The following is a 24477-nucleotide window of genomic DNA, read 5'->3' on the forward strand; positions in this document are numbered from 1 at the left end:
GGGACGTGGCCCGGCAACACGTTGCCACGCGTTGCCATGGACGTTCAGGGAGACGTCAGGGGCGGCCGGTGGCACGGCCGGGCCGGGGCGCCTCGGGGCCAGTGCCCTCCTGCCCGGACTCATCGCCGGCGGCCCCGGGTTCGCCGTCGGCGCGGCGGGCCTCCTCGACCTGGGCGCGGTAGCGGATCCGACGGAGGCGGCGCACCATGTCGATGATGAGGAAGATCGTGAGGATGACGACGAAGGCGGTGGCCGCGAACCCCCAGTTTCCGGGGGTGATCATGTCCTCGCTCAGCCCCGGCCGCAGTGAGCTCTCGGGCGACGGAGCCGGTGTCTGGGTGAGGGCAACGAGGAGATTCTGCACCGCTCTATCGTAGCCCGGCGAAGAGGTCCCCCTCGGTCGTCCCCTCCTCGGGGAAGCCGACGGCGGACTCGATGAGGGCGTAGTCCTCCCAGGGCCACTCGCGCTGGCGCAGCTCGAGCGGGACCGCGAAGAACCAGCCGTCGGGGTCGATCTGGGTGGCGTGGGCGAGGAGCGCACGGTCCCGGACCTCGAAGTACTCGGCGCACTCGACGTGGGTGGTCACGCGGTGCCGCGAGGTCCAGGGGCGGTGGCCCTCGGCGTCGTTCTCGGAGGCACGGGCGATCCAGTCTGCGTAGGGCGATGTGAGCCCGGCGGAGACGAGCGCGTCGTGGATGCGACGGACCTTGTCCGGGTTGAAGGAGACGTCGTAGTAGAGCTTCGAGGGTGCCCAGGGTTCGCCGGCGTCCGGGTAGGCGCCGTCCTTCCCCGCCGCGCGGAAGGCCTCGACGGCCACACGGTGGGCCATGATGTGGTCCGGGTGGGGGTAGCCGCCGTTCTCGTCGTAGGCGACGACCACGTGGGGGCGGAATTCGCGGATGAGCCGCACGAGCGGCGCGGAGGCCTGGTCGATGGGCAGCGTCGCGAAGGAGCCCCAGGGAAGCGGCGGCAGCGGGTCGCCCTCGGGCAGGCCCGAGTCGATGAAGCCGAGCCAGCGGTGGTCCACGCCGAGGATCTCGCGCGCGGCGGCCATCTCCAGGCGCCGGGCGCCGGCCATGTCGCGCCGAGGGTGCGGGGCATCGAGGATGTGCGGGTTCTGGATGTCCCCCCGGGATCCGTCGGTGCACGAGACGACCATGACCTCGTGCCCCTCGGCGAGGTACTTCGCCATCATCGGGGCGCCCTTGCTCGATTCGTCGTCGGGGTGGGCGTGCACGGCGAGGAGGCGCAGGGCGGCATGGGTCTCTGACACGTCTCCTAGAATAGTCAGGTGACCGACTCCCCCGCTCTCGCTGCCCGCTACGGCGCCCCCCGGCGCGGATTCACGAAGCAGAGGGCACGGCTCGTCATCATCGTGGCCCTCGTGGTGGGCATCGCGGCGGCCGCCTGGCTGACCTACACCTCGAGCGTGCGCGCCGGGGTGAGCTCGAATGACATCGGCTTCTCGACCCCGGACCCGTGGCACGCGGAGATCGACTTCCAGGTGAGCAAGGACGCCTCCGCCACCGCGGTCTGCGCCGTCCACGCGCTGTCCGACACCTACGCCGTGGTGGGCTTCAAGGAGGTCGTCATCGGCCCGGACGCCGGCCGGTCCGGGACCACCACGAGCCTGCAGCGCGTCCCGCTGCGGACCGAGACGGCGGCGGTGTCCGGCGTCGTGGACTCCTGCTGGCTCAAGGGGGCCTAGGAGGACACGCCCCGCAGGCCAGCTTGGGATTGGGACCCCGTATCACTAGACTGGTCTAATACCCATTGCCCCGCCGGTGGTCGAGACAGCGCTCCCGAGGCATCGTTCCTTGAGAGGGTTCGCTGAGCCGCCGCGGGGTATTTGCTTTGGCAAGACGCTACAAGGAGACGACATGTCCACCACGACCCATCAGGGCGGCGCCTGGCTCACCCAGGAGGCGTACGACCGTCTCAAGGCCGAGCTGGACCACCTCTCGGGGCCCGGCCGTCATGAGATCGTCGAGAGGATCGAGGCTGCCCGCCAGGAGGGCGACCTCAAGGAGAACGGCGGCTACCACGCGGCCAAGGAGGAGCAGGGCAAGATCGAAGCCCGCATCCGCCAGCTGACCGAGCTGCTGCGCAGCGCCCACGTGGGCGAGAAGCCCGCGGACGACGGCGTCGTCGAGCCCGGCATGATCGTGGTCGCCAAGATCGCGGGCGAGGAGGAGCGCTTCCTCCTCGGCTCGCGCGAGATCGCCGACGGCGGCACGGACATGGACGTGTTCAGCGAGAAGTCCCCGCTCGGCGCCGCGATCGTGGGCCACAAGCAGGGCGACAAGCTGTCCTACACCGCCCCGAACGGCAAGGAGATCAAGGTCGAGATCATCTCGGCCACGCCGTACAACGGCTGATCCGCCACACCCCCAGCCATCACGCACGACGGCGCCGCTCCCCTCGCGAGGGGGGCGGCGCCGTCGTCGTGCGGGAACCGGGGCGATTCAGACCGCCACCCGGCCCCGGGGCCGAAGGATGACGGCCGCGGCCACGCCGCCCGCAAGGCCGAACAGGTGCGCCTGCCACGAGATGCCCCTGCCCACGGTGGGCAGGATGCCCAGGAGCACGCTGCCGTACGCGGCGAAGAGCACGAGGGCGAGGAGGATCTGCCACCAGCTGCGGTTGAAGAACCCGCGCACGAGCAGGAACCCGAACAGGCCGAAGATCACCCCGGAGGCCCCGACGGTGATGGACGGGGCCCCGAGGAGGTTCCCGCCGAACATCCACACGCCGGTTCCGGAGGCGAGCCAGGACAGGCCGACCGCGGTGAGGAACTGCCTGATCCCTGCGAGGAAGGCGAGGAACCCGAAGACGAACAGCGGCAGCGTGTTGGCCGCGAGGTGCCCCCAGCCGGTCGGGTCGTGCACGAGGGGCGAGGTGACGATGTCCGGCAGGCTGCTCACGTCACGGGGCCGGATGCCGAACCAGCGGGTGAGCAGGCCGAACGTGGCCATGTTGACGCACTGGATCGCGTAGAGGAGGGCGGTCACGGCCGTCATGGTCGCGAGTCCGGCCCGTGCCCTCACCGCGAGGCGTGCGTCCACCCCGCGCTCCCTCCCGCCACGCCCGCGTGGCCTCAGACGTGCATGACGATCGGCTGGAACCCCTCGGCGCGCAGGGCCCGGAGGACCTGGTCGGAGTGCTCGTGGCCCTTGGTCTCCATGTCGATGGTGATCGCCACGTCTCCCATCGCGATCGAGCCGCCGACCCGGGTGTGGTCCACGCCGGTGACGTTCGCATCGTTCTCGGCGATGATGCGCGAGATGGTGGCGAGCGAGCCGGGCCGGTCGTCGAGCATCATGCGGACCGTGAGGAAGCGCCCGGCGGCGGAGAGGCCGCGCTGGATGACCTTGAGCATGAGCATGGGGTCGATGTTGCCGCCCGAGAGGATCACGACCGTCTTCTTCGGGTCGATGCCCAGCTCGGCGAGCTTGCCGTCCATGAGGGCGGCCACGCCCACCGCGCCGGCCGGCTCGACGACGAGCTTGGCCCGCTCGAGCAGGAAGATCAGCGCACGGGCCAGCGAGTCCTCGCTCACGGTGACGACGTCGTCCACGAGCTCCCGGATGATGCTGAACGGGATCTGGCCGGGAAGGCCGACAGCGATGCCGTCTGCCATGGTCGCGACCTTGGGCAGCGGCACCACGGCGTCCGCGGCGAGCGAGGGCGGATAGGCCGCGGCGTTCTCGGCCTGCACGCCGATCACCCGGATCTCGCGTCCGAGCTCGGCGGCCTTGGCCTTCAGGGCCACGGTGACGCCGGCGAGCAGGCCGCCGCCGCCGACGCCCATCAGGACGGTGTCCACGTCCGGAACCTGCTCGAGGATCTCGAGGCCGATCGTGCCCTGGCCGGAGACGACGTCCGCGTTGTCGAAGGGGTGGACGAACACGGCGCCCGTCTCGTCCGCGAAGCGCTTCGCCTCGGCGAGCGCCTCATCGACGTTGTGGCCGTGGAGGACCACCTCGGCGCCGTGGCTGCGGGTCGCCTGGAGCTTGGGCAGGGCGACGCCGAGCGGCATGTAGATGCGCGCGCGGATGCCGAGCCGCTTGGCGGCGGAGGCGACGCCCTGGGCGTGGTTCCCGGCGGAGGCGGCCACCACGCCGCGGCGCTTCTCCTCCTCGCTCAGCCTCGCCATGCGCACGTAGGCGCCGCGGACCTTGAACGAGCCCGCGCGCTGGAGGTTCTCGCACTTGAAGAAGACCTCGCCGCCGATCTGCTGGCCCAGCGCCCTGGACTGCTCGATCGGGGTCTTGGCAATAATGCCCTCGAGCAGCTCCTGTGCGGCAACAACGTCGTCGAGCGTCACAGCGAGAGTCGGGAGGGTCTTCATGCTCAGTGCTCCTTGGGGGTTTCACGAAGATGGCGGAACCGGTCCGGCGTCTTCCGCGGGGGCCGGCGCATCTCCAGTTTCCCACGAGTTCTCCCACCCTCGGGCCGCGATGTAGCGGACCGCGGAGTTCGTGACGGCGAGGGTGGGCACGGCGAAGAGCGCCCCGGGGATGCCGGCGATGTACGAGCCGGCGGCGACCGCGAGGATCACCGCCACGGGATGGAGGGACACGGCGCGGCCCATGATGAGGGGCTGGAGCACGTGCGACTCGATCTGCTGGACGGCCACGACGATGACGAGCATGATGACGGCGTTGACGAGTCCGTTCGCGACGAGCGCAAGGAGCACGGCCACCGCGCCGCTCACGAGCGCGCCGACCACCGGGATGAAGGATGCGACGAAGACGAGGATCCCGAGCGGCAGCGCGAGGGGCACGCCCAGGATCGCCGCGCCCACTGAGATGCCCACCGCGTCGACCGCGGCGACGAGCACCTGGACCCGCACGTAGCTCACGAGCGAGGTCCAGCCCCGGCGTCCGGCGCCGTCGGCGGCCGGGCGTGCCTGCCGGGGCAGGAGGCCCACGAGGAAGCGCCAGATGCGCTCCCCCTCGAGCAGGAAGAAGACGAGGACGAACAGGGTGATGAGGGCGCCCGCGAGGAAGTGGCCGGCAGAGGACCCCACACTGAGCACGCCGCTGACGAGGGTGCCCTGATTCGTCTGGAGGAGGCGCTGGGCGTCCTTGGTGTAGGCCTCGAGCTGATCGGCGGTGAGCTGCAGCGGCCCCTCGGCGAGCCACTTCTGGACCTCGGCCAGCCCGGCCAGCGCCTCGTCCCACAGCTGCGCGAAGCCGATCGAGATCTGCCGTCCCACGAGGGTCAGCAGGCCCGCGACGGCCGCAATGAAGCCGACCTCGGTGATCGCGACCGCGAGGCCCTTGGGGACGCGGGCGCGCCGGAGCCAGCCGACGACCGGGCTGAGCAGCCCGGCGAGGAGCGCCGCGACGAGGACGGGGATCACGAGGAAGCTCAGCTGCGCGAGCGCCCACGCGATGGCCCAGGCGACCACGAGGATGATCGCCGTGCGCCAGGACCAGGCGGCCGCGACCCGCAGCGCGAACGGCAGGTCTGCGTCGCTCACCGGCCGGGTGGGCCGGGCGGGCGCGGGGCGGGGTCCTGGGGGTGTGGGCTCCATGGCCCCATCCTGCCAGAGCCCTCCCGGCGCCCCCGCGCTCCCCTAGAGCTCGGAGCCGATCCCCCAGCGGATGGAGGCGGACGCGCCGGGCTCCAGCCAGCCCAGCCCGGCGCCGCTGTTGAAGGCGTTCGCGGCCCCGCTCATCGGCTCGAGCGCCACCGCTGCGGGCCGTCCCGGGAAGGTGTCGGTGACGAAGACATGGGTGTAGGGGCAGGTCTGCTCCTGCCACATCCATACCCTGCGCCCGTCGGCCGCAGCGAGCGTTGCGCGGGCCACCCGGGGTGCGCGGGCCACCCGGGGTGCGTGGGCCTCCCGGGGGCCTCCCGGGGTGTCGTCCGCCGCGTCCTCGAAGGCGAGGTCGGTGTAGCCGGAGTCGAGCGCGAGGGAGGAGACCGGCCGGCCCCCGCGGAGGTCGGTGCCGCCGGAGACGGGCTCGGACGAGCGGGGAATGAGGCGCTGGTCCGCGATGAGCCGCGTGCGGCCCGAGACGGTGAGCGTGAGCTCCTCGGTGGGGACGTCGCCGATCCGGAGGTAGGGGTGGGCGCCGAGCACGTAGGGCGCGGACGCGGCCGAGTCGTTGGCGAGGGTCTGGGTGACGCTGAGGCCGCCGTCGCTCCCGAGCGCGTAGTCGACCCGGTGGCGGAGGAGGAACGGGTACCCGTGCTGCGGGAACACGACGGCCTCGAGGGCGACGGCGGACTCCGTCTGCTCGAGGACGCTGTAGCCGGTGTTGCGCAGGAGCCCGTGGCTCGCGTGCCCGAACTTGGGCTCGGTGATGTCCAGCTGCTGGACCTTGCCGTCGAGGGTCCACCGCCCGTCCTCGATCCGGTTCGCCCACGGCGCGAGCGTGATGCCGGTGGCGCCCGGGGGGATCTGCCCGTCGCCGTAGGTCTCGGTGAGGGCCACACCGTTGCGGGCGTACGACCGCAGGCCGGCGGCGAGCTCGGTGACGACGGCGACGGCGCCCCCGCGCCGGAGTTCATGCTGCCGCCCCGTGGCGGCACGGCGGGCGGTCGGTGAAGGTGTCATGGGGACCACGCTAGCGGCGCCGGGGACGCTCCGCCCGGGTCGCCCGCAGGGTCTTCCCAGCCGGGCGTCAGAATGTTATCTTTTGTTAGAAAGCTATTGTTTCTGTTAGTCGGCGCCCGGTCACGGGAGCCGAGGCGGGGGGACCTATGCTGGCTGCGGAACGCCATGCACACATCATCGCCGAGCTCGAGCGGCGGGAGGCCGTCCGGGTCACCGAGCTTGCGGCCGCCCTGGGCGTCTCCGAGATGACGATCCGGCGGGACATCGAGCACCTCGAGCAGCAGGGCCTTGCCCGGCGGGTACACGGCGGTGCCGCCCGGCCCACGGAGGTGGGCTTCACCGAGCTCGGGTTCGAGATCAAGAGCGAGCACCGCCCCGACGCCAAGAGCGCCATCGCGCAGCAGGCCGTCGAGCTCGTCCGGCCGGGCGCGACCATCTTCGTCACCGCAGGCACCACGACCTTCGCCTTCGCGCGCCTGCTCGTGGGCATCCCGGACCTCACGGTCGCGACCAATTCGATCAAGGTGGTCGAGGCACTCGGCGCCGCCGGCGGGGTGCGGACCATCCTCACCGGCGGGGAACGGACGCCGTCGGAGGCCCTCGTCGGGCCCCTGGCCACCTCGACCCTCCGCCAGCTCCACGTCGAGGTGTGCTTCATGGGTGTGCACGGACTGCACCCCCGTGCCGGCCTGACCACCCCGAACATGCTCGAGGCGGAGGCGAACCGCGCGGCCGCGGAGGCCGCCGCCCGGCTCGTGGTCCTCGCGGACCACAGCAAGTACGGCCTCGTGGGCCTCGCGCAGATCCTTCCCCTGAGCGCGGTCGACACCCTCATCACCGACGACGGGCTCTCCACCGCGGCCCTCGACGAACTCCGCCAGCACGTCCCCGACCTCATCGTCGCGGCCGTCGATGACGCCCGACCCACGAAGGGAGCGCAGTGACTGCACCCCATGCCCCGAGGATCACGCCGACACGCCTGTCCGACGGCCGCGAGCTGCTGTATTTCGACGACCCGGGCACCCCGCCGCGGACGCCGGTGGCCGACCGGCGCGGCCTCACGCACCGTGCCGCCCCCGGGGAGCTGCGCTACGACGAGCTCTCCGGCGACTGGGTGGCCGTCGCGGCCCACCGGCAGTCCCGGACCCACCTGCCGCCCGCCGAGGCATGCCCGCTGTGCCCCACCACCGCGTCCAACGCTTCCGAGATCCCGGACCCGGACTACGACGTGGTGGTGTTCGAGAACCGCTTCCCCTCGCTCGGACCGGACACCGCGGTGGTCTCCCCGACGCTGCCGTGGGGGCACACGGTGCCCGCCGTCGGCCGCTGCGAGGTCGTGTCCTTCACGGCGAGCCACACCGGGTCCTTCGCCCAGCTGCCCTACGAGAGGGCCCGCACCGTGGTCGAGGCATGGGCCCACCGGACCGCGGCCCTGAGCGCGCTGCCCGGCGTCCGCCAGGTCTTCCCGTTCGAGAACCGGGGGGCGGAGATCGGCGTGACCCTGCACCACCCCCACGGCCAGATCTACGCCTACCCCTACGTCACCCCGCGGGCCGCCCAGCTCGGCGCCGCCGCCCGCCGGTTCTACGACGAGGCGGGCGGCCGCGCCACCCTGCTCGGCACCCTCCTGGACCGCGAGCGCGCGGCGGGCGAGCGGGTGGTCCTCGAAGGCGCCCACTTCACGGCGTACGTGCCCTTCGCCGCGCGCTGGCCGCTCGAGGTCCACCTCGTCCCGCACCGTCATGTCGCCGACTTCTCCGCGCTCGCCGGCGAGGAGAAGGACGAGCTCGCCGACGCCTACCTCACGCTCCTGCGGGGCCTCGACGCGCTCTACCCCACACCGACCCCCTACATCGCCGCCTGGCACCAGGCACCGCTGGAGGCCGCACTCCGGCCGGCGTCGCGGTTCCACCTCCAGCTCACCTCCCCGCGCCGCGCGGCGGACAAGCTGAAGTTCCTGGCCGGGTCCGAGGCCGCCATGGGGGCCTTCATCAACGACACCACCCCCGAGCAGGTCGCTGCCCGGCTGCGGGACGCCCTCTCCGGGGCGCCCGCCGTCCGCGCAGCCACCGGAAAGGCCCCCGCATGAGCAGCCCCCTCTCCCCGCAGCAGGCCGCCGCACCCGCCCACCGCGCGTTCTCGGAGGCCTTCGGCGGCGAGCCCGACGGCGTGTGGCGGGCACCGGGCAGGGTCAACCTCATCGGGGAGCACACCGACTACAACGAGGGGTTCGCCCTGCCGTTCGCGATCGACCTCGCCGCCCATGTGGCGGTGCGGGCGCGACCGGACCGGCTCGTCAGGCTCCTGTCCACCCACGGCGGCGGCGTCGTCGAGCTCGACCTGGACGCGCTCTCCCGGGACGGGGCCCCCGGATGGAGCGTGTACCCGGCCGGCGTCGCGTGGGCCCTCGCCGAGCACGGCGTGCGCCTGCCCGGGTTCGACCTCGCGCTCGACTCGACCGTCCCGGCGGGCTCGGGCCTGTCCTCCTCGCACGCCATCGAGTGCGCGGTGGCCACGGCGCTGTCCGAGCTCGCCGGGGCCGACCTGACGCCGCAGGACCTCGTGCTCGTGACCCAGCGGGCGGAGAACGCGTTCGTCGGCGCGCCCACGGGAATCCTCGACCAGTCGGCCTCGCTGCGCGGGACGGCGGGGCACGCGGTGTTCCTCGACTGCCGCGACCAGGGGGTCGAGCTCATCCCGTTCGACGCGGACGCAGCCGGCCTGGCGGTCCTCGTGGTCGACACGAAGGTGGCGCACTCCCATGCCGGCGGCGGCTACGCCGAGCGCCGGGCCTCGTGCGAGCTCGGGGCAGAGGTCCTGGGCGTCGAGGCGCTGCGGGACGTCTCCTCCGAGGACCTGGCAGAGGCACGTGGGCTCCTCGACCCCGTGACCTTCCGACGCGTGCGGCACGTGGTGACCGAGGACGAGCGGGTCCTGGCCACGGTGGAGGTGCTCCGGACCGAGGGACCGGCGGCGATCGGCCCCCTGCTGGACGCGAGCCACGCCTCGATGCGCGACGACTTCGAGATCTCCTGCCCCGAGCTCGACCTGGCCGTGGAGGCCGCGCGCTCGGCCGGAGCCCTGGGGGCCCGCATGACCGGCGGCGGCTTCGGAGGCTCGGCGATCGCGCTGATCCCGCGCGCTGCCGAGGAGGCCGTCCGGGACGCGGTCTCCGCCGCGTTCCGGCGCGCGGGGTTCACGGCCCCTGACCTCTTCACGGTGGTCCCGGCCGAGGGGGCGCGGCGGGTCCTCTGACCCGATGCGCGCAGCACGCCCCCAGCAGCGCAGGAGCCCCCGGGACCGTCGGTCCCGGGGGCTCCTGGTGCTCCCAGCGCCTCAGCTCTGGGCGCCTCAGTCGTTGCTGTTGAGGATCGCCAGGAGCCTGAGCAGCTCGGTGTAGAGCCACACGAGGGTCACGGTCAGTCCGAACGCCGCGGTCCAGGCGAACCGGCGGGGAGCCCCGGCACGGACGCCCTGCTCGATGCTGTTGAAGTCGAAGATGAGCGAGATCGCCGCGAGCACGACAGCGAACAGTCCCACGAACACGCCGAGCGGGATGCCGAAGATGTGCACGCTGCTGCGCAGGCCCCACGCACCGAGGCCCGGGTCGACGAGCATGATGACGAGGTTCACGAGGCTGAACGCGAGGTAGCTCACGAGGGCGATCAGGAGGAACTTCGCCAGGCGCGGAGTGGCCCGCACCTTGCCGCTCTTGTACAGGGCCAGGGTCACGGCGGCGACGACGATCGTGCCGATGACCGCCTGCAGCCCCACCCCGGGCGCCACCGCGTCGATGATGCGGGTGATCCCGCCGAGGAAGAGGCCCTCGAGGCCTGCGTAGGCCAGGATCAGCCCGGCCACCGGTTCCCGCTTGAACGAGTTGACGAGTGCGAGGACGAAGCCCCCGAGCGCGCCGAGGACCATGAGGCCCAGCGCGGCGCTCCCCGGGACGGCCAGGGTGACCGCGGCCCCGACCACGACGAAACCGAGGCATGCGAGCGTGCGGACGATCACGTCGTCGTACGTCATGCGCCCGGTCTCGGCCGGCCCCGCGGACGGGGCGCGGTAGAGCTTGTCGAGCTGCTCGGGTGTCATGGGCTGCTGCGGGTACCCCGCCTGCCCGTACGGGTTCTGGCCATACGGGCCCTGGGCGTACGGGCTGTGGCCCTGGGGCGCGGCCTGTGCGGGCGCGGCGGTGGCAATGGCGCCCCTGTAGTTCTTCCCCCGGAAGACCGGGTTGCCCCCAAATGCCATGTCGGCTCCTTGTCCATACTGCTGGTGCGGCGTCGTGGCGGCCCCGCGGGTGCTGCGGAGTCACTACTGGAGAGCACGCCCGGGAGGCCGCAGAAGTTCCCGCGGCTACACTGTTGCGGTGCCGAATGACGTGACCTCAGCCCCGCAGCCCCGTCTCCCCCTGCGCATGCTCCACGACCGCATCCTGGTGGAGCTGGACAAGGAGGCGAGCGAGCGGCGCTCGGCGTCGGGCATCGTCATCCCGGCGACCGCCATGCTCGGCAAGCGGCTTGCCTGGGCCGAGGTCGTCGCCGCCGGGCCCAGCGTCCGCCAGGTTGCCGTCGGGGACCACGTGCTCTTCGATCCCGAGGACCGCGCCGAGGTCGAGGTCGGCGCCAAGGACTACGTGCTGCTGCGCGAGCGTGACCTCCATGCCGTGGCCGAGAGCGGCGAGCCTGCGCGGGATCTCGGCCTCTATCTCTGATCAGGGCCCCGCACCTTTCTCCTCAGAGCCCCGCACGCGGGGACAGTCCGCAGCGCGATCTCCGACGCGGGCCTGAATCCCAAGCTCTCCTAAAGGCGTGGTGGCCCACAGCTTCATAGTTGTTACCGGATCGCGACCTCTGGGGCCCCCTTCCGCGGCCGATCGCTGCCGTGCCCGCGGGTAACATGACGTCCAGCGGGTGAGGTTCGTCACATGCAGGGCCGTGCGCTCGGCGGGAGGATCCGTGCCCGCTGCACCAATCACCGGCTGGCATCCCCCAGCCGCACCCGTACAGACGGAGGCCCTACGTGAGACGCACAGCCTCGGCCGTCCCCCGGTTACGCGCTCGGCGCGTGCTGGCGGCGGCGGGCGCCCTGATCGGCGCCATCCTCGCAGCGCTCCTGACCGTGGCCCCGGCCGCCGAGGCGACGACCTCGCCCAGCCCGGGCCCCAGCCAGTCCCAGTTCCAGAACAGCATCTCGGGCTTCCTGCGCAATGCCGGCCAGCCTCTCCAAGGCGTCAAGATCACGGCGGAGGGGAACGGCTTCACCGGCAGCACCACCTCCTCGGCCTCCGGCGCGTGGAGCATCTCGGTGCCGACCCAGGGCAGCTACAAGGTCACGCTCGACGAGTCGACGCTGCCCCAGGGCGTCAAGCTCGCGGACGGGCAGGAGAACCCGCGGACGGTGACGTTCAGCCAGACGTCCAACGCGAGCACCATCTTCGCGTTCGGCGCGGGCATCCAGGTGCACCAGGAGAGCTTCTTCACGAACCTCGCCAACCGCCTCGTCGCGGGCCTGAGCTTCGGCCTGCTGCTCGCGCTCTCGGCCGTAGGCCTCTCGCTCATCTTCGGCACGACAGGCCTGACCAACTTCGCCCACGGCGAGATGGTGACGCTCGGCGCGGTCGTCGTGTTCTCGACGAGCGCCGTGGGCGTGCCCTTCTGGCTCGCCATCCTCGCCGGCCTCGCCTCGGGGATCGCCTTCGGCTACGCCCAGGACGCGTTCCTCTGGAAGCCCCTGCGCCGGCGCGGAACCGGCCTCGTCCCCATGATGATCGTCAGCATCGGCCTCGCCCTGGCGTCCCGCTACGTCATCCTGTTCTTCTTCGGGGGCGCGACCCAGCAGCTTCCGGGCTCGCAGTCCACAGACATCGACCTGGGCGTGGTCTCGATCTCGCCCAACAACCTCTGGTCCCTGCTGATCTCCATCGTCGTGATCCTCCTGATCGCCTTCGCGCTCCTGCGGACCCGGCTCGGGAAGGCGACGCGCGCGGTCGCGGACAACCCCGCCCTCGCTGCGGCGAGCGGGATCGACGTGGACCGCGTCATCCGGCTCGTGTGGGTCACGGGCGGCTTCCTTGCGGCGCTCGGCGGGATCCTCTGGGCGTACTACCGCCCAGGGGTCTCGTTCAACATGGGCCAGCAGCTGCTGCTCATGATCTTCGCGGGGGTGACCCTCGGAGGCCTCGGGACCGTGTTCGGCGCGCTCGTGGGGTCGATCGTGGTGGGCATCTTCGTCGAACTCACCACGGTCTTCGGCCTCACCTCGGACCTGAAGTACGTCGGGGCGCTGGTCGTCATGATCCTCGTCCTCCTGTTCCGGCCGCAGGGCATCCTGGGCCGGCGTGAGCGAGTGGGCTGAGGAGGCCACCATGGATTTCGGACAGATTCTTCTCGAGGCTTTCGGCGAGCTCGTCAGCCCCACGACGGCGGCCTACGCCCTCGCCGCGCTCGGCCTCGCCGTGCACTTCGGCTACTCCGGGCTGCTCAACTTCGGCCAGGCCGGCTTCATCGCGGTCGGCGCCTACGCGTTCGCCATGACCACCATCCATCTGCAGTTCCCGTTCTGGCTCGCGCTCATCGTGGCCGTCGTGGCCTCGGTCGTGTTCGCGCTCATCCTCGGCATCCCGACCCTGCGGCTGCGGGCGGACTACCTCGCCATCGTGACGATCGCCGCGGCGGAGATCATCCGCTACATCGTCACCACCAACACCCTCACGGACGTCACCGGCTCCGCCAACGGCCTGGCCGGCTTCCGGCAGGACTTCCTGCGGCTGAACCCCTTCCCCCCGGGCACCTACCTCGGGTACAGCAGCCCCGACTTCTTCTACCGGGTCTTCGGCTGGGGCCTCGTGGTCATCTTCGGGATCGGCGTCTGGCTGCTCATGCGCAGCCCCTGGGGCCGCGTCCTCAAGGGCATCCGGGAGGACGAGATGGCCGTGCGCTCGCTCGGCAAGAACGTCTACTCGTACAAGATGCAGGCCCTCGTGATCGGCGGCATCCTCGGCGCGCTCGCGGGCCTCGTCTTCACCCTCCCCCGCGACGTCGTGCAGCCGGCGAACTACGGGACCGAGTTCACGTTCTTCCTGTGGACGTGCCTCCTCCTCGGCGGCATGGCCACGGTGCTCGGGCCGATCGTGGGCGCCATGATCTTCTGGGTCGTGCTCTCCCTGACCCAGAACGTGCTCTTCGGGCTGATCCAGATCGGCGTCCTGCCGTTCCTCAGCCCCACCCAGGCAGGCCAGCTGCGCTACATCCTCGTCGGCGTCGCCCTCATGCTGCTGATGATCTTCCGGCCGCAGGGCGTGTTCGGCAACAAGAAGGAGCTCGCATTCTCATGAGCGAGGCACAGACCACCTCCGGCGGGACCGTCGACTACATGACGGACAGCCGCCCCATCGCCGAAGGGCCCGCGGCGCCCGGATGCCGCAAGCGCGACCCGATCGTCGTCGCCGACAACGTGAGCCGCCGCTTCGGCGGCATCAATGCCGTCGACGTCGAGCACCTCGAGATCCCCCGGCACAAGATCACCGCCCTGATCGGCCCCAACGGTGCGGGCAAGACGACCCTCTTCAACCTCCTCACGGGCTTCGACACCCCCCAGTCGGGCAAGTGGCAGTTCGAGGGGCGCGACCTCGCCGGGATGGCCTCCTACAAGGTGGCCAGGCTCGGCATGGTGCGCACCTTCCAGCTCACCAAGGTCATGGGCAAGCTGACCGTCATCGAGAACATGCGTCTCGGCGCCTCGGAGCAGCCGGGCGAGAAGCTCCGCAACGCCCTGTTCCGTGGGATCTGGGGCAGCCGCGAGAAGGACATCACTGGCAAGGCCGAGGAGCTGCTGGCCAAGTTCAAGCTCGACACCAAGCGCGACGACTACGCGGCCTCCCTCTCCGGAGGCCAGCGCAAGCTCCTCGAGATGGCCCGGGCGCTCATGGTCAACCCCAAGCTCGTCATGCTCGACGAGCCCATGGCCGGCGTCAACCCGGCCCTGACCCAGAGCCTCCTCGACCACATCAAGAACCTCAAGGCCGAGGGCATGACCGTGCTGTTCGTCGAGCACGACATGCACATGGTCCGCCACATCGCCGACTGGGTCGTGGTCATGGCCGAGGGGAAGGTGGTGGCCGAGGGCCCACCCGCCGACGTCATGAAGGACCAGGCCGTGATCGACGCCTACCTGGGCGCCCACCACGACGTGGACCTCGGAGCCGCCGGCGGCCTGAAGGAGCTCGAGGAGGAGCTGGCTGCGGACGAGGAGTCGGTGGTCGGCACCGCCGACGCCGGGATCATCTCCGAGGAGTCGGTCCTCTCCGAGGCCGAGACCATCACCGTCAGCCACCCCGCCAAGCACCGCGCCGCGCCGGGCGAGGGGCTGGACGAGGCCGAGGCACCGGACGAGGCCGCCGGTCGGGCGCCCCACGGCGCCACCGAGGCCACTGAGGACGCCGGCAAGGAGGAGCAGAAGTGAGCGAGCACAGCGCGCCCGCGGCAGGCGCCGCACCGGCCGGCGAGGCCGTCGTGACCGTCACGAAGCTCGTGGCCGGCTACCTGCCCGGGGTCAACATCCTCAACGGCTGCAGCATCGAGGCCCGCAAGGGCGAGCTGATCGGCATCATCGGCCCGAACGGCGCAGGGAAGTCCACCCTGCTCAAGGCCATGTTCGGCCTCGTGAAGGTCCACTCCGGCTCCGTCGTGGTCCGCGGGCAGGACCTGACCGGGCTCAAGGCGAACAAGCTCGTGAGCCGCGGCCTGGGGTTCGTGCCGCAGAACAACAACGTCTTCACGACGCTCACGATCGAGGAGAACATGCAGATGGGCATGTTCCAGCGGCCCAAGGCCTTCAAGGAGCGGTGGGACTTCGTGACAGAGCTGTTCCCCGAGCTCGGGAAGCGCCGGGCGCAGCGGGCCGGCTCGCTCTCGGGCGGCGAGCGGCAGATGGTGGCGATGGGCCGGGCCCTCATGATGGACCCGGCGGTGCTCCTCCTCGACGAGCCCTCCGCCGGCCTCTCCCCCGTCAAGCAGGATGAGACGTTCCTGCGCGTGCACGAGATCAACCGGGCCGGCGTCTCCGTCATCATGGTCGAGCAGAACGCCCGGCGGTGCCTGCAGATCTGCGACCGGGGCTACGTCCTGGACCAGGGCCGCGACGCCTACACGGGCACCGGCCGCGAGCTGCTCAAGGATCCGAAGGTCATCCAGCTCTACCTCGGCACCCTCGCCGACACCGTCGAGGGCGAAGGGAAGGTGGCCGGCCAGGCGTAGGAGGCACCCGCTCACGACGGCGCCGCCCCACCCTCCGCGGGTGGGGCGGCGCCGTCGTCTGTGCTCACCGCGGCGCCACCGGTCGGAGCAGCCCCGAGGCGTGCAGAGGCCCCGGTCACCCTCGCGGGGACCGGGGCCCTGAGCCGTGCTGACCGTCAGAGGCCGGTCAGCTCAGCTTGCCGAACTCCTCGCGGACCGGCTGCGGCTTGTTGTTGTCATCGAACTGGTAGATGCCGATGTAGGCCTCCTGGGGGTCACCGTTCTTGGCGAAGGAGACCGGGCCGGACTTGCCGTCGTAGTCGATGTCCTTGCCCTGGCGCAGGAGCGTCACGCAGCTGGCGAAGTCGTAGCACTTCTGACCGCCCTCGGAGACGTCCTGGAGGTGCGCCGCGATGTCCGTGCCCTTGGTGCTCTTGGCCTCCTCGGCCGCGAGTGCGATCAGGTTCACGGCGTCCCAGGACTCACCGGCGTAGTTGTAGTCCTTCAGACCGGAGTCGACCGTGGCGAGCTGCTTCTTGAAGTCGTCCTTCGCGAAGGTCCCCGGGGTGGTGCCCTGGGCGCCCTTGAGCGTGCCCGGCTTGAGGTCCTTGCTGTAGTCCGAGGTGTTGCCGTCGACGAAGAACATCTGCGTCGGCTTGACACCCTTGGCCGTCAGCAGCGGGATGATCTGCTTGGCCTGGTCGAAGGAGATCACCGCGATCGCGTCCGGCTTGGCCGCCACGACCTTGTCCACCTGCGAGCTGAACTGCGAGTCGCCCTCGTTGAACAGCTCCTGGTCCACGACCTTGCCGCCGGCGGCCTCGAAGGCCTTCTGGACGTTGTCCCGCAGGCCGGTGCCGTAGGCGTCGTTCAGGACGATCATGCCGAGCGTCTGGGCGCCGCAGGAGGCCATGTAGTTGCCGAGCACGCGGCCCTGGAGCACGTCCGAGGGCGCAGTGCGCCAGTAGAGCCCGTGCGCGTTCCAGGTGCTGAAGTCCGGCGACGTGTTGGCAGGCGAGAACTGCACCACGCCAGCACCGGTGATCTGGTTGATCACCGTCTTGGACACGCCCGAGGACGCCGCGCCGATGATCGCGGACACGCCCTGCCCGAGGAGGTTCGTCACCGACTGGGTCGCGATGTCCGTGGTCGTGTCGCCGGAGTCGCGGTGGGTGATCTCGACCGGGTGGCCGAGGACGCCGCCGGCGTCATTGATCTGCTTCACGGCGAGGTTCACGCCGGCGATCTCGGGCGGGCCGAGGAACGCGAGGGCGCCCGTCTGCGGGAGGAGCGAGCCCAGCTTGAGCGGGGTCGGGGAGGTGGTCGAGGACTTCGGCACGTCCCCGGGGGCGACCGTGGCCGCGGCCGAGGCGCTGCCGGCGCCTGCCGACGCGCTCGGTGCCGGGCAGGAAATGGTGCCGGATGCTGCAGCGCTGCCCGAGCTCGAGCTGGAGCTCGACGGCGTCCCCGAGGAACCGCTGCAGGCGGTCGCCAGGAGGGCGACGCCGATGCCGAGTGCAGCCAGCTTCGCCGCCCGAGGCGCAGCCTGGTGACGTTGAATCATGCGTAATCTCCTCCATCGAAGGGCACGGAGAGCCCCTGATGCGAACAATCAGGTGTTCCTGATTAGAAGACAGGCTAATTCAACGGTTAACGCTCGTTACAGTGATTGTGGTCACAGCCTTGTAACGCCTCGGCAGCTTCCGGCGCGCATGGTGCCCCAGCAGGGACTCGAACCCTGACTGAGCGGATTTTAAGTCCGCTGCCTCTGCCGATTGGGCTACTGGGGCGCGCTCCCCAGCCTACTGGCTCGCCCGCGTGCCGCGACGCGGGGTGCCTGCCGGGAGCACGACGGCGGCCGCCTCCTTCGCGGGAGGCGGCCGCCGTCGTCATGGTCGGCCCGAGGCGGGCCGGGTGGCGGGGCTACTTGGCGCCGGCCGGAACCTTCTCGCCGGCGTCCTGGGCCTTCGGCGCCGGGGCGGCCGCGGGCTTCGGGGCGGGGCGGGCGGCGCTCTCGAACGCGGCACGCGGGTTCTCGAGGCCCTGCAGCGGGGTCGTGTCGCGGCCGGCGAAGAGCGAGGAGAACCAGTCGAGGAGCACGCGGAACTTGCGCTCCGCCGTCGGGATCGCGAGGCCGTGGTAGCCGCGGTGCGCGAGCCAGGCGAGCGGGCCCTTCAGGCCGATCCGCCCGAACAGGTTGATGTTCGCCACGCCCTTCCACGGGCCGAAGCCGGCCACGGCACCGAGGTTCTTGTGCTTGTAGTCGGTCAGCGGCTTGTCCCAGCGGTTGGCCCACAGGTTGTTCGCGAGGACCTTGGCCTGGCGCAGGGCGTGCTGGGCGTTCGGCACGCAGGTGCCGTCCGGGAGGCCCTTGCCGGTCAGGTCGGGCACGGCGGCGACGTCGCCGGCAGCCCAGGCGTTGTCGATGATGCCCTCGTCCCCGGCGATGCGGAGGTCCGGCAGGACGCGGACGCGGCCGCGCGGCTCGAGCGGGAAGCCGGTGGCGCGGACCATCGGGTTGGCCTGCACGCCGGCGGTCCAGACGAGGGTGTCCGCCTCGAACTCGTCCGCAGGGGTCTTGTCCGGCATGTTGATGAGCTTCAGGGAGCCCTCGGCGCTGGCGAGGGAGGTGTTCAGGAGCACCTCGATGCCGCGGCCCTTGAGGTGGCTGACGACCCACTCGGCCTGCTCGGCCGTGACCTCGGGCATGATGCGGCCCATCGCCTCGACGAGGACGAAGCGGACCTCGTCCTGGCTCAGGCGGGCGTTGTTGCGGACGGCCTCGCGGGCGAGGTCCTCCATCTCGGCGATGGTCTCGATGCCGGCGAAGCCGCCGCCGACGACCACGAAGGTCAGGGCGCGCCGGCGCTCGGCCGGGTCTGTGGCGGTCGAGGCGAACTCGATGCGCTCGATCACCTGGTTGCGGAGGGCGATGGCCTCCTCGATGGTCTTGTTGCCGATGCCGGCCTCGGCGAGGCCCGGGATCGGGAACGTCCGCGTGATGGCGCCCGCGCCGAGGACCACGTCGACGTAGGGGACCTCGACCGTGCCCTGGTCGCCCGGGAGCTCCACGACGGCCTTGCGGGCCTCGTGGTCGATGCTCGTGACCGAGCCCTGGATGACCTCACTCTGCTTGAGGTGCTCGCGGAGGGAGACGACGGCGTGGCGCGCCTCGATGTTGCCGCCGGCCACCTCGGGCAGGAACGGCTGGTAGGTCATGTACGGGTTGGGATCCACGACCGTGACGATGCCGCCGGCCGAGGCGATCTTCTTCTGGAGGTTCAGGGCCACGTAGAGGCCGACGTAGCCGCCGCCGACGACGAGGACGCGGGGGCGATCGACAAGCTGCAGGGAGGAAGGCATGGAACAAGCGTAGCGCAGTTTGTGAAAATATTCACTAGCTCCCCGGGTGTGACTCCTCCGGCTCCGCCGACGCCGCGGCGTCCGGCGGCAGGGCGGCCCCGCCCGCGCGGCTGCGGACCGAGCGCCGCCAGACGTGGAGGCCTCCGCCGGCGGCAGTGCCCAGCACGAGGACCGACGAGAGGACCACGGTCAGGGCCGGCCAGGGGCTCTCCGCAGGATCGTTGCGGGGCGTCGGCGCCGACGGCTCGGGCACGGCGGTGGCAGGGGCAGTCGGGGCCGCCGTCTCGTCCGGGGCGGTGGGCGCCGGGCCCGCGCCCTTGCGGTGGACGCGGATCCAGTCGGCGATCGAGCCGAGCGGGTTGACGGACCTCACCGGCACATCCGCCTTCAGCGCCGCCTCGGCATCGAGGATGCCGCGGCCGTAGATCGGGTCGGGTCCGGGCGCGCCGGCGTCCTTCGCCGTCGAGACGATCCGGTTGATCACCTGGGCCGCGCTCATGTCCGGCCACTTCGAGCGGATGAGCGCCGCCACCCCTGAGACGATCGGGGCGGCGCCCGAGGTGCCGGCCCATTCCGCGTACTCGCCGCCCGGCAGGCCGCCGGCGAGCTCCTCGGCGGGAGCGGCCACGCCGATGCTGATGCCCTGCGACGAGGAGTCGACGCTCGCCTTCCGCTGGCGGTCCAGGCCCGCGACGGTCAGGACGCCCGGGATCGTGGCGGGCGCACCGACCTGGACGTTGCCGCCCACGCGGTTCCCGGCCGCGGCGACGATCACCACGTCGTGCTGCTCCGCGTAGAGGAAGGCCGAGTCCCAGCTCTCTGGCCAGACGGGCGAGGAGCTGCCGAGGGAGATGTTGATGACCTTGGCGCCCTGGTCCACCGCCCAGCGCACGGCGTCGGGGATCTGCGCCTGGTCGGAGATCCCCGCGGGGTTCGGCGAGCCCAGCCAGGTGGACGCCGAGAGGAGCTGCGCCTCGGGCGCCACGCCCACGATCCCGTCCGGGCCCACGCCGTCCTTGCCGGGGTCCTGGCCGTGGCCTCGGCCGGCGAGCATCGTCGCGACGAGCGTGCCGTGCTCGGGCTTCGCGCCGATCGGCTTCTGCCCGTCCGGAGAGCCGGCGCCGGAGGAGTCGTGGCCGCCCACGACCGCCCCGTGCAGGTCCGGGTGCGTGCCGTCGATGCCGCTGTCGATGACGGCCACCTTGACCCCGGCGCCCTTGGAGACCTCCCAGGCCTTCTCGATCCCGTACTCGCCGAGCCAGTACTCGCGGTCCCGGATGCTGTCGGCCAGCGCGGCGGGCGCGAACGGCAGGAGGCCGAGCAGCGCCGCGGCCAGCGCCGTGAGGATGGAGAGGGTCAGGGCAGTGGCGCGTCGGATCACGTGGTCTTCTTCGTCAGGGTGCTCAGGGCGATGCCGTCGAGGATGTCGTGCTCGCTCGTGACGGCGGAGGCGATGCGGCCGTCCGTCAGCGTGGACAGCCGGGCGAGGATGCGGCGCCACACGAGCGCCCCGGCCCCGATCACGTCGACGCGCCCGGGGTGCATGTAGGGCAGCTCGGCCCGCTGGGCGTGGGTCAGTCCCAGCAGCGACGTGCAGGCTGCGGCCACCTGCGCAATCGGCAGTTCGGTTCCATGGATGCGCTCGGGCTGGTAGGCGGGCAGGCCCAGGGCGTGCGCGGTGATGGTGGTGATCGAACCGGCCACGCCGATCACCGCGGTCGCCTCGCCGAGCGGCACGCCGGCAAGCGCCTCGTCGATGCCCGCGTCGACGTCGCGCTCCGCCGCGGCGACCTCCTCGGCGGCGGGCGGGTCCGAGCGGAGGTGCCGCTCGGTGAGGCGGACGCAGCCCATGTCGATCGAGCGCGCCGCCCGGACCCCGGCGGCGTCGCCGAGGACGAACTCCGTGCTGCCGCCGCCGAGGTCAACCACGAGCACGGGGCGGCCGGCGGCCAGCGGCAGGACGCTCGCGGCGCCGGCGAAGCTCAGCGCGGCCTCCTCGGCGCCGGGCACGATCTCGGGCTCGACGCCGAAGCGCGCCCGGATGCCGGCGACGAACTCGTCGCCGTTGCGCGCGTCCCGCATGGCCGAGGTCGCCACGAAGCGGACGCGCTCGGCGCCCAGGTCACGGACGGTGGCGGCGTAGTCGTCGGCGGCGGCGAAGGTGCGCTCGAGCGCCTCGGGAGCGAGCATGCCGGTGGCGTCGACGCCCTGGCCCAGGCGGACGACGCGCATCTCGCGGTGGACGTCCGCCAGGCGGGGGGCGCCGTCGTCGCCGGGACGCGTGTCCGCCACGAGGAGGCGGATCGAATTCGTGCCGCAGTCGATGCCCGCGACCCTCATGCCCGGTCCTCCCCCGCCGCGTCCTCCCGCTCGGCGCTGGAGCCGGCGGTGCCCTCCGCGGTGCCCTCGGCGGAGTCCGTGCGCCGGAGGGGCGCCGGCCGGCCGGTCATCGCCGGCAGCCCCTGCGGGCCGTGCCGGGAGAGGTCCCGGTCCGGGGCCTCCCCCTCGGTGTCCCAGGCCCCGTCGCAGTAGCAGGCCTCCGGCGTCCACCAGGCGGAGATCCCCGCGATCGCCTCGTCGCCGAGAGGATTGACGCCGGGGCCCAGGGCGAGCGACTGCCCCACGAGGACGTGGAGGCACTTGACGCGGGTGGGCATCCCGCCGGCGGAGACACCGTCGATCTCAGGGACGGGTCCCGTGCCCGCGCGGCGGCCGATCTCCTCGCGCGCGGCGAGATAGGCCTCGTGGGCCCGGCGGTACGCGGCGGCGAGCTCGGGATCGGCAGCGAGCCTGTCGTTCATCTCGGCCATGAGGCCGGCGGCCTCGAGACGGGAGACGGCGGAGGTGATGACGGGGTGGGTGAGGTAGAAGGTCGTGGGGAACGGGGTGCCGCTGGCCAGGCGCGGCGCGGTCGCCGCCACGAGCGGCTTCCCGCACACGCACCGCGCCGGGATGGCGACCACGTCGCGCACGGGGCGCCCGAGCTGGCGGCTCAGGGTCTCGAGGTCCGCCGGCGTCGGGACGTCGGCGGACGGCTGGGGGGTCTCGGTCACGGGGCTCTCACTGTCCTTGCTCTGGTCGGTGGGCGCACGACGGCGCCCTGCCGCCTTCTCACGGAGGCGGCACCGCGGGTGCCCCGGCGGCTCAGTCAGTCGCGGCCCGCACGAACGCGTCCCAGAAGCCCTGGGTCCAAGGCGTGTCGCCGCCCGCCTGCGTCTGCGTCCCGCTGCTCGTGGCGGCCGGGCTGCCGTCGTCGCCGAACACCCAGTACGAGGTCTCGCCGGGCATGACCATGTTAATGCGGTCGCGCGCCTGCTGCTTGACGTAGTTGGGGTCCTCCCACCGGGCGATGGACTGCTTGAGCGAGTCCTGCTCGGCGTGCTTCGCGGCGATGTCGGCCTGGAGGGAGCTGATCTCGGCCCGCTGGCCGAGGAAGACGCGGACCGTCGGGGCGAGCATGATCGTGATGGCGACGAGCACCACGGCGAGGGCGATGATGCGGCCGGAGAAGGCCCGCGCCGGCACGGGGGCGCTGTCCGCGGAGACCGGGGTCTTGAGGGGGACCTTGGTCCCCGTCCGCCGCTTCGCCGGACCAGCCGGCTTCCTCGGGGACTTCTGGGCCTTCGGGGCCCCCGTCCCCGGTGCTGCCTCCTGGACCGGCTCCACCACAGGGGTGGGCGCGGCGGGCGAGGGTCGCTTCGTGGCCGGCGTGCGGGGCACGGCCGGTCGACGCGTCGCCATGGAAGCTCCTTGCGTTGGTCTCCTGTGTGCGGCCGGCCGCTGCGGCGGCCCCTGCCCGATGCGCCGCGGCGGCCATCGTCATTCAACGATAGCCGCCGCGGGGCGCATTTCTGCGTAGGCGCCGCCCGGGTGCCGCAGGCGGCATACCGGACGGCGCGGAGGGTGTCAGCCCTTGAAGCGCGGGAAGGCGCTGCGGCCGGCGTAGCGCGCGGCGTCGTCGAGCTCCTCCTCGATGCGCAGGAGCTGGTTGTACTTCGCGACGCGCTCAGAGCGGGCCGGGGCGCCGGTCTTGATCTGGCCGGCGTTGGTCGCGACGCAGATGTCCGCGATGGTCGTGTCCTCGGTCTCACCGGAGCGGTGGGAGGTGATCGTGGTGTAGCCGCTGCGCTGGGCCAGGGAGACGGCGTCGAGCGTCTCGGTGAGGGAGCCGATCTGGTTGACCTTCACGAGCAGCGAGTTGGCCGTCTTGGCGTCGATGCCCTGCTGGAGCCGCTCGGGGTTGGTCACGAAGAGGTCGTCGCCCACGAGCTGGACCTTGTCCCCGATCTCCTCGGTGAGGATCTTCCAGCCCTCCCAGTCGTTCTCGTCGAGCGGGTCCTCGATCGAGACGAGCGGGAAGTCGTTGACGAGCTCGGCGTAGTACGCGCTCATCTCGGACGCGGAGAGCGCCTTGCCCTCGAACTGGTACGCGCCGTCCTTGAAGAACTCGGACGAGGCCACGTCGAGCGCGAGCGCGATGTCCTTGCCCGGGGTGTAGCCGGCCTTGCTGATGGCCTCCGTGATGAGCTCGAGCGCGGCGCGGTTGGAGGGAAGGTTCGGGGCGAAGCCGCCCTCGTCGCCCAGGCCCGTGGAGAGGCCCTTCTCTTTGAGCACGCTCTTGAGGTTGTGGTAGACCTCGACGCCCCAGCGGAGGCCCTCGGAGAAGGTCTCGGCGCCGATCGGAGCGATCATGAACTCCTGGATGTCCACGTCGGAATCGGCGTGCGAGCCGCCGTTGAGGATGTTCATGAGCGGCACGGGCAGGACGTGCGCGTTCGGGCCGCCGAGGTACTTGTACAGCGGCAGGTTGGCGGAGTCGGCGGCCGCGTTGGCGACGGCGAGGGAGACGCCGAGGATCGCGTTGGCACCGAGGTTGCCCTTGTTGGGGGTGCCGTCAAGGTCGATCATGGCCTGGTCGATGGCGCGCTGGTCGGTGGCGTCGAAGCCCGTCAGCGCCGGGGCGATCTGGTCGAGGACGGCCTCGACGGCCTGCTGGACGCCCTTGCCCTGGTAGCGGCCCTTGTCGCCGTCGCGGCGCTCCACGGCCTCGAACTCGCCCGTCGAGGCGCCCGAGGGGACCGCGGCGCGGCCGAGCGAGCCGTCGCTGAGCAGGACCTCGACCTCGACCGTCGGGTTGCCCCGGGAGTCGAGGATCTCGCGGGCGTGGATGGCATCGATAAGGGCCATGGATGTGCTCCTTGGTGGATGGAACGGCTCTGACATGAGGAGGCGCTGCCCGCGCCGAACCGCGGGGCAGGCACGGTGTCGGCACCAGACTATCCGGCCCGCGCTCGGCGGCGCGA

General features: G+C 71.7%; 25 protein-coding genes and 1 tRNA gene. 11 read left to right on the forward strand and 15 right to left on the reverse strand.

Annotated elements, in window-relative coordinates:
• Positions 1-55: 55 nt before the first annotated feature.
• Together ACVWWH_RS14280 and mca are read right to left on the reverse strand one after the other, a co-directional pair.
• Positions 56-364 (reverse strand): hypothetical protein, encoded by a 309-nt coding sequence (locus tag ACVWWH_RS14280; protein ID WP_457317008.1) that lies wholly within the window; start codon positions 362-364, stop codon positions 56-58.
• Between the two features lie 4 nt (positions 365-368).
• Positions 369-1274 carry a mycothiol conjugate amidase Mca gene (gene mca, locus ACVWWH_RS14285; protein ID WP_457317009.1) on the reverse strand — a complete coding sequence of 302 codons (906 nt, stop codon included), beginning with the start codon at positions 1272-1274 and terminating at the stop codon, positions 369-371.
• Between the two features lie 18 nt (positions 1275-1292).
• Between mca and ACVWWH_RS14290 the strand changes: the two genes are divergently transcribed.
• Both ACVWWH_RS14290 and greA read left to right on the forward strand, forming a co-directional pair.
• Entirely contained in the window at positions 1293-1709 is a 417-nt protein-coding gene (locus ACVWWH_RS14290; RefSeq protein ID WP_066502124.1) for a DUF4307 domain-containing protein, read from the forward strand.
• A gap of 172 nt (positions 1710-1881) precedes the next feature.
• Positions 1882-2379, forward strand: coding sequence for a transcription elongation factor GreA (gene greA, locus ACVWWH_RS14295; RefSeq protein WP_066496901.1), 498 nt, complete (start codon positions 1882-1884; stop codon positions 2377-2379).
• A gap of 87 nt (positions 2380-2466) precedes the next feature.
• Here the strand turns inward: greA and ACVWWH_RS14300 are convergent, their stop codons facing one another.
• From ACVWWH_RS14300 to ACVWWH_RS14315, 4 genes are read right to left on the reverse strand one after another with little or no spacing between them, the layout of a single operon-like run.
• Entirely contained in the window at positions 2467-3066 is a 600-nt protein-coding gene (locus ACVWWH_RS14300; RefSeq protein WP_229710710.1) for a rhomboid family intramembrane serine protease, read from the reverse strand.
• A gap of 32 nt (positions 3067-3098) precedes the next feature.
• Complete coding sequence (ilvA, locus tag ACVWWH_RS14305) at positions 3099-4352, reverse strand: threonine ammonia-lyase (RefSeq protein WP_066496899.1); 1254 nt, start codon at positions 4350-4352, stop codon at positions 3099-3101.
• A 21-nt stretch (positions 4353-4373) separates the two neighbouring features.
• Positions 4374-5543, reverse strand: a complete 1170-nt coding sequence (locus tag ACVWWH_RS14310) for an AI-2E family transporter (protein WP_457317010.1) — start codon at positions 5541-5543, stop codon at positions 4374-4376.
• A 42-nt stretch (positions 5544-5585) separates the two neighbouring features.
• Positions 5586-6572 carry an aldose 1-epimerase family protein gene (locus ACVWWH_RS14315; RefSeq protein WP_457317011.1) on the reverse strand — a complete coding sequence of 329 codons (987 nt, stop codon included), beginning with the start codon at positions 6570-6572 and terminating at the stop codon, positions 5586-5588.
• Positions 6573-6718: 146 nt separating this feature from the next.
• On the opposite strand from ACVWWH_RS14315, the gene ACVWWH_RS14320 reads away from it, so the two are divergent.
• Genes ACVWWH_RS14320 through galK form a run of 3 tightly spaced genes read left to right on the forward strand, consistent with a single transcriptional unit; the run spans position 6719 to position 9827 of the window.
• Positions 6719-7516, forward strand: a complete 798-nt coding sequence (locus ACVWWH_RS14320; RefSeq protein WP_066496893.1) for a DeoR/GlpR family DNA-binding transcription regulator — start codon at positions 6719-6721, stop codon at positions 7514-7516.
• Positions 7513-8661: a galactose-1-phosphate uridylyltransferase gene (gene galT / locus ACVWWH_RS14325; RefSeq protein WP_457317012.1), complete on the forward strand. Its 1149-nt coding sequence runs from the start codon at positions 7513-7515 to the stop codon at positions 8659-8661. Before ACVWWH_RS14320 ends, galT begins: the two co-directional genes overlap by 4 nt.
• Entirely contained in the window at positions 8658-9827 is a 1170-nt protein-coding gene (gene galK, locus ACVWWH_RS14330) for a galactokinase (protein ID WP_457317013.1), read from the forward strand. The genes galT and galK overlap by 4 nt, the downstream gene beginning before the upstream one ends.
• Before the next feature lie 96 nt (positions 9828-9923).
• Here the strand turns inward: galK and ACVWWH_RS14335 are convergent, their stop codons facing one another.
• Positions 9924-10826 carry a Bax inhibitor-1/YccA family protein gene (locus ACVWWH_RS14335; RefSeq protein ID WP_457317014.1) on the reverse strand — a complete coding sequence of 301 codons (903 nt, stop codon included), beginning with the start codon at positions 10824-10826 and terminating at the stop codon, positions 9924-9926.
• A gap of 166 nt (positions 10827-10992) precedes the next feature.
• On the opposite strand from ACVWWH_RS14335, the gene ACVWWH_RS14340 reads away from it, so the two are divergent.
• The 5 genes from ACVWWH_RS14340 to ACVWWH_RS14360 all read left to right on the forward strand — a co-directional run bounded on the left by ACVWWH_RS14340 (position 10993) and on the right by ACVWWH_RS14360 (position 15832).
• Positions 10993-11289 (forward strand): GroES family chaperonin, encoded by a 297-nt coding sequence (locus ACVWWH_RS14340; RefSeq protein ID WP_218030611.1) that lies wholly within the window; start codon positions 10993-10995, stop codon positions 11287-11289.
• Positions 11290-11597: 308 nt separating this feature from the next.
• Complete coding sequence (locus ACVWWH_RS14345) at positions 11598-12932, forward strand: branched-chain amino acid ABC transporter permease (RefSeq protein WP_457317015.1); 1335 nt, start codon at positions 11598-11600, stop codon at positions 12930-12932.
• Positions 12933-12942: 10 nt separating this feature from the next.
• Complete coding sequence (locus ACVWWH_RS14350) at positions 12943-13911, forward strand: branched-chain amino acid ABC transporter permease (protein ID WP_457317016.1); 969 nt, start codon at positions 12943-12945, stop codon at positions 13909-13911.
• On the forward strand, positions 13908-15038 hold the full coding sequence (locus ACVWWH_RS14355; RefSeq protein WP_066496885.1) for an ABC transporter ATP-binding protein: 1131 nt from the start codon (positions 13908-13910) through the stop codon (positions 15036-15038). Before ACVWWH_RS14350 ends, ACVWWH_RS14355 begins: the two co-directional genes overlap by 4 nt.
• A complete protein-coding gene (locus ACVWWH_RS14360) occupies positions 15035-15832 on the forward strand; it encodes an ABC transporter ATP-binding protein (RefSeq protein WP_457317017.1) in 798 nt (265 codons plus the stop codon). Before ACVWWH_RS14355 ends, ACVWWH_RS14360 begins: the two co-directional genes overlap by 4 nt.
• A 166-nt stretch (positions 15833-15998) precedes the next feature.
• Here ACVWWH_RS14360 and ACVWWH_RS14365 read toward each other — a convergent pair whose 3' ends face one another.
• The gene (locus ACVWWH_RS14365) at positions 15999-17150 is read right to left on the reverse strand and encodes an ABC transporter substrate-binding protein (RefSeq protein WP_457317018.1); all 1152 of its coding nucleotides are present in this window, start codon (positions 17148-17150) and stop codon (positions 15999-16001) included.
• Here ACVWWH_RS14365 and ACVWWH_RS14370 point away from each other — a divergent pair.
• The gene (locus tag ACVWWH_RS14370; RefSeq protein WP_229710725.1) at positions 17113-17364 is read left to right on the forward strand and encodes a hypothetical protein; all 252 of its coding nucleotides are present in this window, start codon (positions 17113-17115) and stop codon (positions 17362-17364) included. The two genes, ACVWWH_RS14365 and ACVWWH_RS14370, sit on opposite strands and share 38 nt — an antisense overlap.
• Before the next feature lie 160 nt (positions 17365-17524).
• Here ACVWWH_RS14370 and ACVWWH_RS14375 read toward each other — a convergent pair.
• From ACVWWH_RS14375 to eno, 7 genes are all read right to left on the reverse strand, one after another.
• Positions 17525-17601: transfer RNA gene (locus ACVWWH_RS14375), tRNA-Leu, on the reverse strand.
• 133 nt (positions 17602-17734) lie between these two features.
• Complete coding sequence (locus tag ACVWWH_RS14380) at positions 17735-19174, reverse strand: NAD(P)/FAD-dependent oxidoreductase (protein ID WP_447421514.1); 1440 nt, start codon at positions 19172-19174, stop codon at positions 17735-17737.
• 34 nt (positions 19175-19208) lie between these two features.
• Positions 19209-20555 (reverse strand): S8 family serine peptidase, encoded by a 1347-nt coding sequence (locus ACVWWH_RS14385; protein WP_457317019.1) that lies wholly within the window; start codon positions 20553-20555, stop codon positions 19209-19211.
• Positions 20552-21514 carry a Ppx/GppA phosphatase family protein gene (locus ACVWWH_RS14390; RefSeq protein WP_457317020.1) on the reverse strand — a complete coding sequence of 321 codons (963 nt, stop codon included), beginning with the start codon at positions 21512-21514 and terminating at the stop codon, positions 20552-20554. The genes ACVWWH_RS14385 and ACVWWH_RS14390 overlap by 4 nt, the downstream gene beginning before the upstream one ends.
• Positions 21511-22227 carry a DUF501 domain-containing protein gene (locus tag ACVWWH_RS14395; RefSeq protein WP_457317021.1) on the reverse strand — a complete coding sequence of 239 codons (717 nt, stop codon included), beginning with the start codon at positions 22225-22227 and terminating at the stop codon, positions 21511-21513. Before ACVWWH_RS14395 ends, ACVWWH_RS14390 begins: the two co-directional genes overlap by 4 nt.
• Positions 22228-22318: 91 nt before the next feature.
• Positions 22319-22915: a septum formation initiator family protein gene (locus ACVWWH_RS14400; protein ID WP_457317022.1), complete on the reverse strand. Its 597-nt coding sequence runs from the start codon at positions 22913-22915 to the stop codon at positions 22319-22321.
• A gap of 165 nt (positions 22916-23080) precedes the next feature.
• Positions 23081-24361 (reverse strand): phosphopyruvate hydratase, encoded by a 1281-nt coding sequence (gene eno, locus ACVWWH_RS14405; protein ID WP_066496870.1) that lies wholly within the window; start codon positions 24359-24361, stop codon positions 23081-23083.
• Positions 24362-24477 lie beyond the last annotated feature (116 nt).

This window comes from Sinomonas sp. RB5 (assembly GCF_054063535.1).